This window comes from Mesonia aestuariivivens, from assembly GCF_019311235.1.
GTDB classification, from domain to species: domain Bacteria; phylum Bacteroidota; class Bacteroidia; order Flavobacteriales; family Flavobacteriaceae; genus Mesonia; species Mesonia aestuariivivens.
Genome location: NZ_JAHWDF010000012.1, coordinates 1 through 12,772 on the forward strand (window position 1 = coordinate 1; position 12,772 = coordinate 12,772).

Sequence of the window (12,772 nt, forward strand, 5' to 3'; positions counted from 1 at the left end):
CTTTAATGCCAAAGTAAAGGCTTTTAGATCACAATTTAGAGGAGTGAGGAATACCGAATACTTCTTATATCGATTGATTAAATTATATTCTTAAAATCGTAAAAACCCAGATTTTAGACTTGATCCCAAATATGAACCAGTAATTAAGCTTAAAAATATAAAAACCCTTGCAAATACAAGGGTTTTTAAAATCTAGTAGCGGGAACTGGACTCGAACCAGTGACCTTCGGGTTATGAGCCCGACGAGCTACCTACTGCTCTATCCCGCGATATATATTTAATATCTCTATTTCAGTATGTTTTGATAGTTATTGTTTCACTATCGGGATGCAAATATAAGACTTTTTTTAAGTTATTACCAAATAAAATTTCATATTTTTTAAATTTAATTCTCTAACGAAGCTACTTCTACAGCTAAAACCTTATGATAGAAAGCGATATACTCTTCAACCATTTTATCAAAATTAAAATTATCTATTACATAATCTCTACAAGCTTGCCTTGATTTTCTTGTCGTACTAATTAATGCATTTCTTAGTACTTGTTCATTATCACTTTTTACTTGAACTCCACATTTATCAGGCAAATAATCTGTATTCATAGTATCTGCAAGGATGGTTACTGGTGTACCACTACTCAAAGACTCTAATACAAAATGACTTTTTCTATCAAATAATTCTTTAGAAATTACAGCTATAGTTGCTTTTTGAAGTTCTTCTTGATAATTACTTTTAGAGGCTTCTCCTATATAACTAATATTTTTATTAAATAAGGGTTTCAATTTATTTTGATAATAATCTTCATCTTTTAGGTCTCCATAAATTTTTAATTGAAAACCACTCTGCTTAACTGCTTCAATTATATTTTCTATTCCACTTTGGTGATTAATATCATGCAGAAGTATTACAGTATTCGTTTCAGCACTAGCATTGTACACCCAATCATTATAATTAATCCCGTTATAAACAATATCATCTATTTTGCTATGGCCAGACCAACTATGTGCTATCTCATGATTAATAGCTATATAATAATTTTTTTGAGTCTGATTTAATTTTACAGAGCTTTGCAATAAGCCATTTGGTTTATTAAACAAAGTGGTTACCGTAGGTATATTTAAAAATTGGGCGGTAAAAACAGGAATTTGTTGATCTGAAAGATTATGTATTAAATCAAAGTTTGATTCTTGTAAATATTTAAAAATTTCAAAATAAGCATGTTGTATTTCAGCGTAACTTTTTACTTCAGAAGATACCTCGTGATCATAACTCCAATCTATCGAGTCTAAATTTAAACTAAAAACTTCACAGGGTAACTTAGAGCCATATTGTCCAAAAAAAGTCACCTCATATCCTTTTCTAACTAGCTCTGTAACTAAAGCATAAGTATATTCTTGTACAAAATTTTCTGTTTGTGATTTTATCACATACTCACTTGGTCCTAATAAGGCTATTTTCATTAACGATGAACAAATTAAATTTTATTAACTTTGTTTCCAAAGTTCACAAGAAAATTATTTTTCAGTCAACTCATTTCAAATTATAAATATCACATTAGCTTAAATGAAAAATTTATACGTTAAATCTCTTCCTTTAAAAGAGGTTATATCCGATCTAGCTCAAGAATTTAATTGCGAGATTATTGAGCATTGTGATGAGTTTGTTTTGGAAATTCCTAAAGAAAAAGGAGAAGGATTTATCAGAGCTATAAATTTTGGCAAAGGTCTTGGAGTTATAGAATATAATTGCATTTTTTTTGATGATTTACAAATACACTTTTCTATTAGCCAAATTCATCCACTAAAATTTATTTTTTGTAGTAAAGGTAGTATAAAACATTGTTTTGAAGAATTGGGAGAAGAGAGCTCTATAGATTGCTATCAGAATGTTTTGGTTGCCAGCAGTGCATTTAATGGACACATTTTACATTTTGAAAAAAATAAAAAAGTTCATATAAATAGTTTAGAAATTAATAGAAAAGAATTTAAAAAACATTACCTGTGTAGTTTGTCTAAATTTGAGCATCCACTAAAAGCTTTATTCTGTGACGTAGAAGCCACTAAATTATTCTATTACCAAGGAAATTACAGTTTACAAACTGCAGATATTATTAAAGAGATTAATACCGATTTATTTTCAGACTTTTTACGTGCACTTAAATTAGAATCTAAAGCCTTAGACATACTTGCCGTGCAGGTAGAACAATATGCAGATGACTTAAAATTAAATAAAAATCAATCGGTGATTAGAAAAAATGAAATTGAGAAAATTATACACCTTACCGAAAAGATAAGCAGTGAACTTTACACCCCTTATACTGTACAGCAATTAGCAGATTCTATTGGTATTAACATTAATAAATTACAAGAAGGCTTTAAATACCTTTATAACGACACCGTAAATAATTACATACAAGCTTTGCGATTAGAAAAAGCGAAAGATTATTTATTAGAAACTGATTTTAGTATTGCTGAAATTACAGATAAAATAGGCTTAACTAATCCTAGTTATTTTTCTAAAGTCTTTAAAGAAAAATATAAAATCACCCCTAACCAATACCGCAGAAGTAAGACTAAAACAAATCAAATCTTAGATTCTTAATTTTTTTAAGTTTTTACAACTTCATTGTTAAATTAAAGCCAAACCACTCATTACAATATACTTATATCTGTAAAAAATTTATCTTTAGAAAAAAAACAATGAAGGTAAAAGAGTTTTACTATGAAGAAAAGAGAATAGAAAGTTTAAAAAATTCTCTTTTTGATGAAGTTTCTGCTGTCAAAAAAACTTCTGATAAATTGTATTGCTTTATTTTAAAAAAATATTTTAAAGCAGAAAATGTTTTAATCGCTTACCATCAAAAAATAGCATATTTACAATTTAGTCATTCTAATCATCAAATTACTGATGAAAGAATATTAATAGCAAACACTCGAATTGTAGAAGTTCATTATAGCAACTTACGCAAGCTATTACTTTCTTGTTTACGAAAAAGTGACATTTCTTTTTACAATGAAGTAAAAGGATTTAGAAATAAAAATAAAACTATACTAACCTCTAAAAATTAATTATTATGATACGTTGGGTCGTTATTTTTCTTATTATCGCTTTAGTAGCGGCAATCTTTGGATTTGGTGGAATTGCCGATGGAGCAGCCGAAATCGCAAAAATAATCTTTTACATCTTTATTGTTCTATTAGTAATATCTTTACTAGCACGGGCTTTTAGAAAATAATAAAAGAAACATTGAATAAAAAAGAGGCAAATGCCTCTTTTTTATTGCTCTAAATTTTCAACCTGAAAACTAGTCAACGCTCCTGCTTCAAAACTTACATGAATTTTAATAGGATTACAACACACTTCACAATCTTCAACATAAGTTTGATTCACTGAAGGATCTAATAACATAGAGATCTCTTCCCAGCAATAAGGACATTGAAAAAAGTGTTCTATCATGAGTTAACTAATTAATTATATTTTTCGAGTTCTAACTGAACTTTTTCCCACTCTTTCATCAATGCTGATAATTCTTTCTTTTTTGACTCATAGTCTTCAAAAAAAGAAGGTTTAGCAACCACTTTATCGTAATTAGCAGCTAGCTCAGCATCTGTAGCTTTAATACTTTTCTCTAGCTTATTAATACTAGATTCTATATTACTTAATCTATTATTTAAAGATTTTAATTTCTTTTGATCTTTGTAATCTTTCTTAGAAGATCCGCTTGACTCTTTTTTTTCTTTTTTATTTACCGTTTTCTTTTCAGCTTCACGCAAATCTTCAATACTACGCTCTTTTAGATAGTAATCTATATCGCCTAAAAATTCTTTAATTTGACGATCTTTAAATTCAAAAACCGTTTTGGTTAATCCCTGAAGAAAATCGCGATCGTGAGAAACTAGAATTAAAGTTCCTTCAAAATTAGCCAATGCCTCTTTTAAAACATTTTTAGACTGAATATCTAAGTGGTTGGTAGGTTCATCCATCACCAAGACGTTAAAGGGCTGTAAAAGCATTTTAGCAAGTGCTAATCTATTTCGCTCTCCTCCAGAAAGTACTTTTACATATTTATCTACTTCATTACCTCTAAACAAAAAGGTACCTAAAATATCTCTAACCTTAGACCTATTTGTTTCATTTGCGGCATCAATCATGGTTTGATGAACAGTTTTTTCGCCATCGAGGTATTCTGCTTGATTTTGGGCGAAATAAGCGATTTGCACATTATGCCCAAGCTTTAAATTTCCTTCGTAAGATAATTCACCTACTATAATTTTCGCTAAAGTAGATTTTCCTTGGCCATTTTGCCCTACAAATGCAGTCTTTGTATTTCGTTCTACCAACAAATCTACATCGTGCAAAACCTTTTTATCTCCATAAGATTTAGAGACAGCTTCTGCTTCTAAAACTACTTTCCCAGGATTAATTGAAATAGGAAAATTTAAAGACATTACAGCGTTATCGTCTTCATCTACTTCTATTCTATCTACTTTATCTAATTTTTTAATTAGAGATTGAGCCATAGAAGCCTTACTTGCTTTCGCTCTAAACTTACTTATTAATTTTTCAGTTTGTTCAATTTCTTTTTGTTGGTTTTTTTGTGCTGCTAATTGTTGCTCTCTACGCTCTTCTCTTAATACTAAATATTTTGAATAAGGTTTATTATAATCGTAAATTCTACCAAGAGAAACTTCGATGGTACGATTAGTCACATTATCTAAAAACATTTTATCGTGAGAAACTATTACTACAGAACCAGTGAAAGTTTTCAAAAAACCTTCTAACCAAATAATACTTTCGATATCTAAGTGGTTGGTAGGCTCATCTAATAACAAAATATCATTGCTTTGCAATAACAGTTTAGCCAATTCTATACGCATACGCCAACCACCGGAAAAGGTATCGGTTTGCTTATTAAAATCTTCTCTTTTAAATCCTAATCCCTGAAGTATACGTTCTGTTTCACCTTGGTAATTATAACCGCCTAAAATCTCGTATTGGTGTTGAACGTCATTTAAATCGATCATTAATTGATTGTACGATTCACTCTCATAATCGGTACGCTCTACCAATTGCACATTAATTTCTTCAAGCTTTAATTCTAGGGTTTTAATTTTTTCAAAAGCTTGATAAGCTTCTTCAAGAACCGATCTTCCTTCTACAAAATCGATATCTTGCCTTAAAAAACCAATGCTAATATCTTTTTCTTTAGCAATTTGACCTGTATCTGGTTTTAAATCTCCTGCTAATATTTTAAGCATCGTAGATTTTCCTGCACCATTTTTACCCACCAAACCAATGCGGTCACCAGCACCTAGACGGTAAGTAATTTCTTCGAATAAAAATTCTCCCTGAAAGGAGATGGACAAATTATGAATATTGAGCATATGTGTAACTAAAATTGCATTGATTATGTGCAAAGATGCTTAATTTTGTGTTGGAAAAAAAATCCATAGACATGAGCATATTGAAAGGAACAAAAATTTACAGCATCTTTACAGGAAATTGCCCTGTTTGTCAAGAAGAAAGTATGTATTTAGAAAAAAATCCTTATAAGTTAGGGAAGTTACAAGAGATGCACGAACGCTGTAGCCATTGCGGTACAAAATATAAAATTGAACCTTCTTTTTTTTATGGAGCAATGTATGTAAGCTATGCGGTAGGTGTCGCCTTCTCTGTAGCAACATTTATAATTGCACATTATTTTCTTGGCCTAGGTCTTTTGGGATCATTTCTAAGCATTGTATTTACCCTGATTTTTTTATTACCAATTATTGTAAGACTTTCAAGAAATATTTGGATTAACTTATTTTTTAAGTATAAAAAAAACGTTTAATTAAAACGATCTACGTTCACTTCTGCTGGTAGGTCTTCGTTATTTTCTATAAAATTATAAAGCCAATGAGCTGCAGAAGGTGATATAATTATACCTCTGCTTCCATAACCATTATTAATATAGATATTAGCGTATTGGTGATGTCGTCCTATAAAAGGCCTGCGGTCTTTGGTGGTCGGTCTTACACCAGATTCTTGTTTAACAACTGTATATGGCAATTTTAAAACAGCATCTAGTTTGTCTTTAATTAACTGTTTGGCTTTTTCTGTAGGAAGACGATCTTCAAAATTTATTTCATAAGTAGCCCCAACTTTATAAAAATTTTCGCCGAGCGGAAGAATAAATAAAGAAAACTTAATCATTTCTTCTAAATTTAAACCTTCACATTTAATGGTAATGTATTCACCTTTATTTCCCACTAAAGGCAGGTGATTAAAAAAAGGATTGTTTCTTAATCCGTAGCCTTCAGCAAAGACAATATGGTTAAACTTTAAATCTCTATAAGAATTTTCTTGAATGTCTAAAGACTCATAATTAAATGCTTCTTCTATAAGTTGAAGATTTTTTTTCAGAAAAGATTTATAACTAGAAATTAATTTATTGGTGTTAATAAGACCTGTTTGATCTACTTGACCAAATGAAAATTCTGAAGACATACCATTTACTTTAGGTATTAATTTAGAGTTTAAAAACGGAGCTAATCTATTTTTATCGCCTGCAGTAAACCAATTATTCTGTTCTTCTGCAGAATTAAATCTTCGTAGAATTTTTTTAGAAGTAAGAAATGTCTCCTCTAAAAAATTTTCTATGTTTTCGTAATTCTGTTTTGCATAGCTTAATTGTTCATCGGCATTCCAAGCTAAGGTAAAACGCTTTAAAATAACCGGATTAAAAATACCACCTGCTACTAAAGATGCGTCTTCAGATTCATTATCAAAAACAACAAAAGACTTTTTTTCTTGACGTAATTTTTCTGCAAAATTTAAACCTGCTAAACCAAAACCTACTATAATATAATCTACATTCATATACGTATACAAAAACGCCCTTTAAAGATAAAGGGCGTTATAAAATTTATTTAATTGAATTTATTAGTAATTCCACATATCAGACTCAAAGTTTCTGATGTTTTCTTTAATTCTATTAGATTCTAATAATTGCATTAAAGAATTATCTGGAATATAATCATCTACCGCTCTATCGCCTTGCACATTATCTTCTTTATAAATTGTTGCATCAAATCTTCTAGAGTTTAATAAATGATCAAAAGTTACAGGGTTTGCAGAGTTTTTACCGTTAAACACATAGTTTTCATGTAAAATACCTCTTACTTCTGGATAAAATACCCAAAACAACTCAACTGCTTCAATATCTAAATCTGGATTCTCTTGCTGTTGAAGTAAGTTTTGCGCAGAATATACTACAGGAGCAATTGCTAACAAACGATATTTCAATTCGCCTTGGCGCTTATCAAAATACCAATAACCTCTAATTCTGTAGGCTTGTACTGCATTAGCATCTGCCTTGGCTGAATTGTACATCCAATCTGCAACTTCTTCACCTGCATTTTGAGCTGCCAAACCAGCTTCACTAAGATCTTTTGCCTCTAAGTTAAGGTTAATGTCTTCAACAGACATTTTCTGTTTAAAATAAGAATCTCTATAAGCTTCGACATTATTTTTAGTAACAGCCTCTACTAATAAATTAAACAAAGGTCTTCTCCCGTCACTTATTGCATCTATAGGATAAAGTAATGGAAAATTAACACGTTGATCAAGATCTATCTCTTCCCAAGTTGTTTTAGCCCATAAAATATCTCGCTCACCAACGTACCCATAAGGAAGTGGTTTATCATCATTATCTGCTTGAATAGCAGCTTCGCTTTTCTTACCTATTTCTTCAGGCTTTGTCGCATTTAAAATATTTAACTGCGCATAAGAAGATATTGCAGAAAATAAAATAAATGTTAATAAACAACTCTTTTTCATTACTTCTCTTTTCTTAATTAGTTAATTCAATCACAAGTGGTGCTACTTTAGGTAATTTGTAAGAACTATTACCAGCAATTTTTGCTTGAATGTCAAAAATCTGAACCGTAGAACCTCTTTTTGCTCCCGCTAAAGCTGCTTTAGCAGAACCTGTTAAACGACTACCGTTAACTTGCACAGCAGGTTTACCAGTAACCTGAAATTTAAATCCTGAAACCGCAAGGTTTAAATCAAAATCAAAATCTGGCAATTTAGCACCAACAGGACTAATTTCTACTTGATTTCTAGGCATTCTAATGATTCCATCAGCACCATCTTTTACACCAATAACTCCTACAGGTCTAGGTATTTCTTTAATTCTAAATTTCTTATTATCTGAAACCGTTTCTCCATTAGGTAACTTACCTGAGACACTAATCGTAACTTCTCTAGACTTCACGTTAGTCACATCCATCACATAACTACCAGCACCGCCGCTTGGAGATAATCCTGGTGCATTAGCACTCACAGAAGGAACTCCAGGAATAGAAATAGTCATTGGGTTTTTAACTCCACGATACACCACATTCATTTTATCTGCAGAAATAACTGCTGCATTTGGTTTAGGAATTACTGTATAAGAACTATTGATTGGTATCTTAACTATCGAATCTCCTTCTTTAAATTGTAACTCACCGTTAATTTTTTGTTCACCAACATTACCTGCTGGAAAGTCTAAACTAACTTGACCAGTTTGCCCTTCTAATTCATTTTCATTTACTATAACTTTATCAAAAGTAAGGCTATTATCAAAACGACCTAAAACAACTTTACCTTGAAATTGTTCTCCACTAAAAAATGCAGTTTTAGTTGGAACCACAATAGCCTGATAATTACTCATCGATAATTGACTTGCTTGCTCACCTTGCAACATAATTGAGAAAATTTCATTCTCAATAGTTTTAACGTCACTTTGCATTTTAGTTAATTGTGTTAACGATGCAATTAAAGGATAGCCTATAAAATTATAATAAATCCATTCTTTTTTAACCCCCTCACTATCTTCAATTTCTTTAGTTGAAAATTTGTTCTCTAATTCGGTTGCGATTTGAGGGTAATTTTCACCTACTAAAGCAATCATTTGATTGCGATAAGCATCTACCTTATCTACAAATTCTTGACCTTCTTTAGTTACTTTACTTTGATAAAACTTCTCATCAAAATAATTTGAATTATCCATCGTTTCGTAACTCTTAGGATTTTCTTGCGTAGCTAAAGCCCCTTCTTTAAGCTGAGCTATATAATTATTCAAATCAGATGAAATAGTTTGAATTTTCTGAGCTTTTTCTTGTAAAGGCTTGTATGTTTTTGGTTGTTCTCCAGCCTTTTCAGCTAAACCAGCCATAAAAGCTGAATTACGAGTTTCTGCGTTTTCATTTGCTTCAACTAAACTTTCGTTAATTAAACCAAATGCGGTAAGCACCTCTCTTGACATGTTAAGTGCCATCATTGCGATGAAAACCAGGTACATTAGGTTTACCATCTTCTGTCTTGGGGTCTGTTTTCCTCCTGCCATATTAAGTAATTTTTTTAATTATAAATTATTAATTAGGCTTGAGGTCTCATTGCCGTTAACATTCCTCCATAAACATTATTTAATGAAGATAGGTTTGAAGTTAATGACTCCATTTCAACTTTAAGTTTTACTGCATTATCTGCAACAGCCTGGTTCACTTCAGCTTGTTTACCAGCAGATTCTACTTGAACCTTATAAAGATTGTTCAAAGACTCCATTTGAGAAGCTGCTAAAGTCATCTCTTCGCTATATTTTTTCTGAGAAGCCATTGCCTCTGTAGTAGGAGCAATTCCTTTAGCTGCACCTTCAAAATTCTTAATACTTTCTCCTAGGCTAGACATTAGAGCACCGTCAATTTTAGCGTCTCTAAGCATCTCGTCTAATTTTTTTGATAATGATACCTCAGCTTCTTTAACATCTTGCTTTTTTGCCATTTTACCAGGCGCTGTAGCTCCTCCTGCTAACTCAGGATAAACCAAAGCCCAGTCTAATTCGTTATCTACAGGCTCAAAAGCTGAAATGGTAAAAACTAAAGCTTCTGTTATAAGACCAGCAATAAGCATTGGACCTGCACCAGGCCAGTGCATAATTTTAAATAATGCACCTAAAATAACTACAGCCGCACCAAGACCATAGACCATATTCATAATTTTTTTACTGCTTTTTGACTTTGCCATAATAAAAGTTTTAATTGTTTAAGTTAAGTTAAGTTTAAAATTTGAGATTTTCATGCCATCTCAATAGCATATTGTTTAAATTATCTTGGAGGCTGATTTAAATCTACTTCACTTCCTAAGTAATCTTGCACGGTTCTAAAACCAATATAGCTTCTTGCAGAATCTGCATACTCATAGTCTCTTGAGCTCACCTGTAAGAAATAAGCTACATCTTTCCAAGAACCTCCTCGAACAACTTTACGTTTGTTCTTTTTATCGTTTACGTTAGGGTTCATAGAAGAATAATACTCATAAGAACCTGCATCATAAGAAGAGTCTACCCATTCAGCAACATTCCCTGCCATATTATACAAGTTATAATCATTAGGCTCATAAGAGTCTGCCTCTACTGTATACAATGCATTATCTGCAGCATAATCTCCTCTTAAAGGCTTAAAATTAGCTAAAAAACAACCTCTATCATTTTTTGCATAAGGACCACCCCAAGGGTAAGTTGCAGATTCTAGTCCACCTCTAGCAGCATATTCCCATTCTGGCTCTGTAGGTAATCGGTAAGTATTTACATTTGAATCTCCTTTTGATTTTCTATACCCATTATGAAGTAAAGTTCTCCAGTTACAAAAAGCTTTCGCCTGCGTCCAACTCACCCCAACTACAGGATAATCATCGTAAGCTGCATGCCAGAAATAATCGTTATGCATAGGCTCATTATAAGAATAACTAAAATCTTTTATCCAAACTGTAGTATCTGGATAAACCTGTACTTTTTGTTCATTTATAAATTGAGAACGATCACCGTTAGAACGCGCTGCCGCTTCAATATCCATCGTTTTATAGCTATATTCAAATTTAGTCACATCCATTAAACGCTCACCATTATAAGACTGATCTGCAGGAAGAAAAACCTCATCCATTACCGCGACATAATCTTGATCTGGATAATCTGCAGTTGCCCATAAAATTTCAGGATCCCAATTTAAACGTTGTCTTGTAGGATCGTAATGAATAGAATATTGCTGATAAGGAGTTTCTGTAGTTTCATCATCGCCTTGAGCTGAATTTTTGAATGCAAAATCTTGAATAGAACCACCGTTTCCTCCATCTGCTTCACCGCCACCGCCACCAAGTTCTGCAGCTTCAGCAAGTTTTTGTCTTACGATAGAATCTCTTACCCATTTAACAAACTGACGATACTCAGAATTAGTAATCTCTGTTTCATCCATATAAAAAGAACGAACGGTTACTGTTTTAGTAGGGGCATTATTAAGACCTGCAATATCATCATCTGCTTTACCCATAATAAAAGAACCTCCAGGAACTTCTGTCATTCCATAAGGCTTTACGGGATGCCATTTTTTACCCTTTGCTCCTACTAATTGACCTTGAGGCCCACTATTACAACTAGCTAAAAATGAGGCTATCGTAATAAGTAAAAATATTTTCTTCATATTATTTCAGGTTAAGGTGATCTTAATTTAGGGGCGTAAACCTATTTATTTATTTCCTAAAAAACAATTTTTTACTAAATTTATTTGTTAAATAGGTTTAAAAAAATCACAATTTTAAATTTCGTTTTTTCGATATGCTTTAATCCATCTTTCTGGAATCATCTGATTACAAGCATCTAAATAATCTTGATGGCTACATGACAATAACGATTGTTTCTTTAATTTATTGTTAAAATTTTTTGATTTAGGTATTTCAATCCACCATCTTCCAGAAATTTCACTTCTATAAAAAATTAAATGCTCGTTTTCTAGAGGAACGGTAAATTTAGTAAACTCTCTTAAAAAGGAGCTATTGTATTCTTTTCTTCTGAGATTTACACCTTCAATAAAGTACCATATAATTTGGGATACCAACATAGCACTATTTTTAGTTAAATCCAAATCTTGAATTTCATAAATTCCAAATGAACTCACTTTGTCGCTTATCCCAGCATATCGAGCTAAAGTACAAATTTCTTTTCCGCTAAAACCGTTTGGCATTTTCGGATTAACATTAGTCATCGCTACAGAGGATACATCTAAACTCACTAAATTCGCATCTCTCATCACCGGCTCTGCCAAAGTAATATCTGAAGATATTTCTCCCAATCGATAAGCTTCAAAGAAGAGCTTCTCTATTAAGTTAATTTCTTCTTGTGCATTAAAATAGGTTTGATAACCAATATTAGCATAATTAAAGAGGTTGTAAGGCTCGTTTACAATCATCTTACCTACATAAGATTTATTGCATAAGTTTTGGGTTGTATCGCCTAAATCAAATTGCGCATCTACATTTACCAAATTAACCATTTGGCCATAATCATCATAAGCTCTGTATTGCGCATAAGCTAAATCTTGGCTACCGCCTAAAATGATTGGAATAACATTTTTATTGAGCAAATCTTTAGAGATCTGCTTTAATAGAAAATAAGTATCATCTACCGTGTCTCCTGCATGAATATTGCCTAAGTCTGCAATATTCTCATGCCAATTGCCAGCATAAAGTTTATAAAATTCTTTTCGAATATGATCAAATCCAAATGAAATTTTATCAGAATCTACACTGCGTCTATTCTCAACTACTCCTATTATAGCTATTTTTATTTTGGCTAAATCAGGAAAGTTATTAGGAGTATGAAAACTTATTTGTTTTCCTAATGTAGATTTATGTAGTCTCTCTATGTTTTCTAATACATCTTCTGCAATGGGGTGAAGAAATTCAAAACTCATTAA

At 31.7% G+C, this 12,772-nt stretch carries 13 protein-coding genes and 1 tRNA gene; 4 read left to right on the forward strand and 10 right to left on the reverse strand.

The window, feature by feature from the left end; translation table 11 throughout:
* Positions 1-196: 196 nt before the first annotated feature.
* Positions 197-269 (reverse strand) — tRNA-Met (locus KW502_RS11300).
* 116 nt (positions 270-385) lie between these two features.
* Complete coding sequence (locus tag KW502_RS11305) at positions 386-1,459, reverse strand: glycosyltransferase (RefSeq protein ID WP_219040667.1); 1,074 nt, start codon at positions 1,457-1,459, stop codon at positions 386-388.
* A gap of 103 nt (positions 1,460-1,562) precedes the next feature.
* Between KW502_RS11305 and KW502_RS11310 the strand changes: the two genes are divergently transcribed.
* The 3 genes from KW502_RS11310 (at position 1,563) to KW502_RS11320 (ending at position 3,234) form a co-directional block, all read left to right on the forward strand.
* Complete coding sequence (locus tag KW502_RS11310; RefSeq protein ID WP_219040668.1) at positions 1,563-2,600, forward strand: helix-turn-helix domain-containing protein; 1,038 nt, start codon at positions 1,563-1,565, stop codon at positions 2,598-2,600.
* A 98-nt stretch (positions 2,601-2,698) separates the two neighbouring features.
* Complete coding sequence (locus KW502_RS11315) at positions 2,699-3,067, forward strand: hypothetical protein (RefSeq protein ID WP_219040669.1); 369 nt, start codon at positions 2,699-2,701, stop codon at positions 3,065-3,067.
* A gap of 5 nt (positions 3,068-3,072) precedes the next feature.
* On the forward strand, positions 3,073-3,234 hold the full coding sequence (locus KW502_RS11320) for a DUF1328 domain-containing protein (protein WP_219040670.1): 162 nt from the start codon (positions 3,073-3,075) through the stop codon (positions 3,232-3,234).
* A gap of 41 nt (positions 3,235-3,275) precedes the next feature.
* On the opposite strand, the gene KW502_RS11325 is transcribed toward KW502_RS11320, so the two are convergent.
* Together KW502_RS11325 and KW502_RS11330 are read right to left on the reverse strand one after the other, a co-directional pair.
* Positions 3,276-3,455: a CPXCG motif-containing cysteine-rich protein gene (locus KW502_RS11325; protein ID WP_219040671.1), complete on the reverse strand. Its 180-nt coding sequence runs from the start codon at positions 3,453-3,455 to the stop codon at positions 3,276-3,278.
* 11 nt (positions 3,456-3,466) lie between these two features.
* The gene (locus tag KW502_RS11330) at positions 3,467-5,383 is read right to left on the reverse strand and encodes an ABC-F family ATP-binding cassette domain-containing protein (protein ID WP_219040747.1); all 1,917 of its coding nucleotides are present in this window, start codon (positions 5,381-5,383) and stop codon (positions 3,467-3,469) included.
* Positions 5,384-5,454: 71 nt separating this feature from the next.
* Here KW502_RS11330 and KW502_RS11335 point away from each other — a divergent pair, with 71 nt between their 5' ends.
* Positions 5,455-5,832 carry a DUF983 domain-containing protein gene (locus KW502_RS11335; RefSeq protein ID WP_219040672.1) on the forward strand — a complete coding sequence of 126 codons (378 nt, stop codon included), beginning with the start codon at positions 5,455-5,457 and terminating at the stop codon, positions 5,830-5,832.
* Here the strand turns inward: KW502_RS11335 and KW502_RS11340 are convergent.
* The 6 genes from KW502_RS11340 to KW502_RS11365 all read right to left on the reverse strand — a co-directional run bounded on the left by KW502_RS11340 (position 5,829) and on the right by KW502_RS11365 (position 12,769).
* Entirely contained in the window at positions 5,829-6,872 is a 1,044-nt protein-coding gene (locus KW502_RS11340; protein ID WP_219040673.1) for an NAD(P)/FAD-dependent oxidoreductase, read from the reverse strand. The two genes, KW502_RS11335 and KW502_RS11340, sit on opposite strands and share 4 nt — an antisense overlap.
* 51 nt (positions 6,873-6,923) lie before the next feature.
* Positions 6,924-7,820: a type IX secretion system ring subunit PorN/GldN gene (porN, locus tag KW502_RS11345; RefSeq protein ID WP_219040674.1), complete on the reverse strand. Its 897-nt coding sequence runs from the start codon at positions 7,818-7,820 to the stop codon at positions 6,924-6,926.
* A gap of 13 nt (positions 7,821-7,833) precedes the next feature.
* Positions 7,834-9,375 (reverse strand): type IX secretion system motor protein PorM/GldM, encoded by a 1,542-nt coding sequence (gene porM / locus KW502_RS11350; protein WP_219040675.1) that lies wholly within the window; start codon positions 9,373-9,375, stop codon positions 7,834-7,836.
* 32 nt (positions 9,376-9,407) lie between these two features.
* Positions 9,408-10,052, reverse strand: coding sequence for a type IX secretion system motor protein PorL/GldL (gene porL / locus KW502_RS11355; protein ID WP_219040676.1), 645 nt, complete (start codon positions 10,050-10,052; stop codon positions 9,408-9,410).
* Positions 10,053-10,132: 80 nt separating this feature from the next.
* Positions 10,133-11,500 carry a T9SS ring complex lipoprotein PorK/GldK gene (gene porK, locus KW502_RS11360; RefSeq protein WP_219040677.1) on the reverse strand — a complete coding sequence of 456 codons (1,368 nt, stop codon included), beginning with the start codon at positions 11,498-11,500 and terminating at the stop codon, positions 10,133-10,135.
* Between the two features lie 114 nt (positions 11,501-11,614).
* Positions 11,615-12,769, reverse strand: a complete 1,155-nt coding sequence (locus KW502_RS11365) for a formimidoylglutamase (protein WP_219040678.1) — start codon at positions 12,767-12,769, stop codon at positions 11,615-11,617.
* Positions 12,770-12,772: the final 3 nt, after the last annotated feature.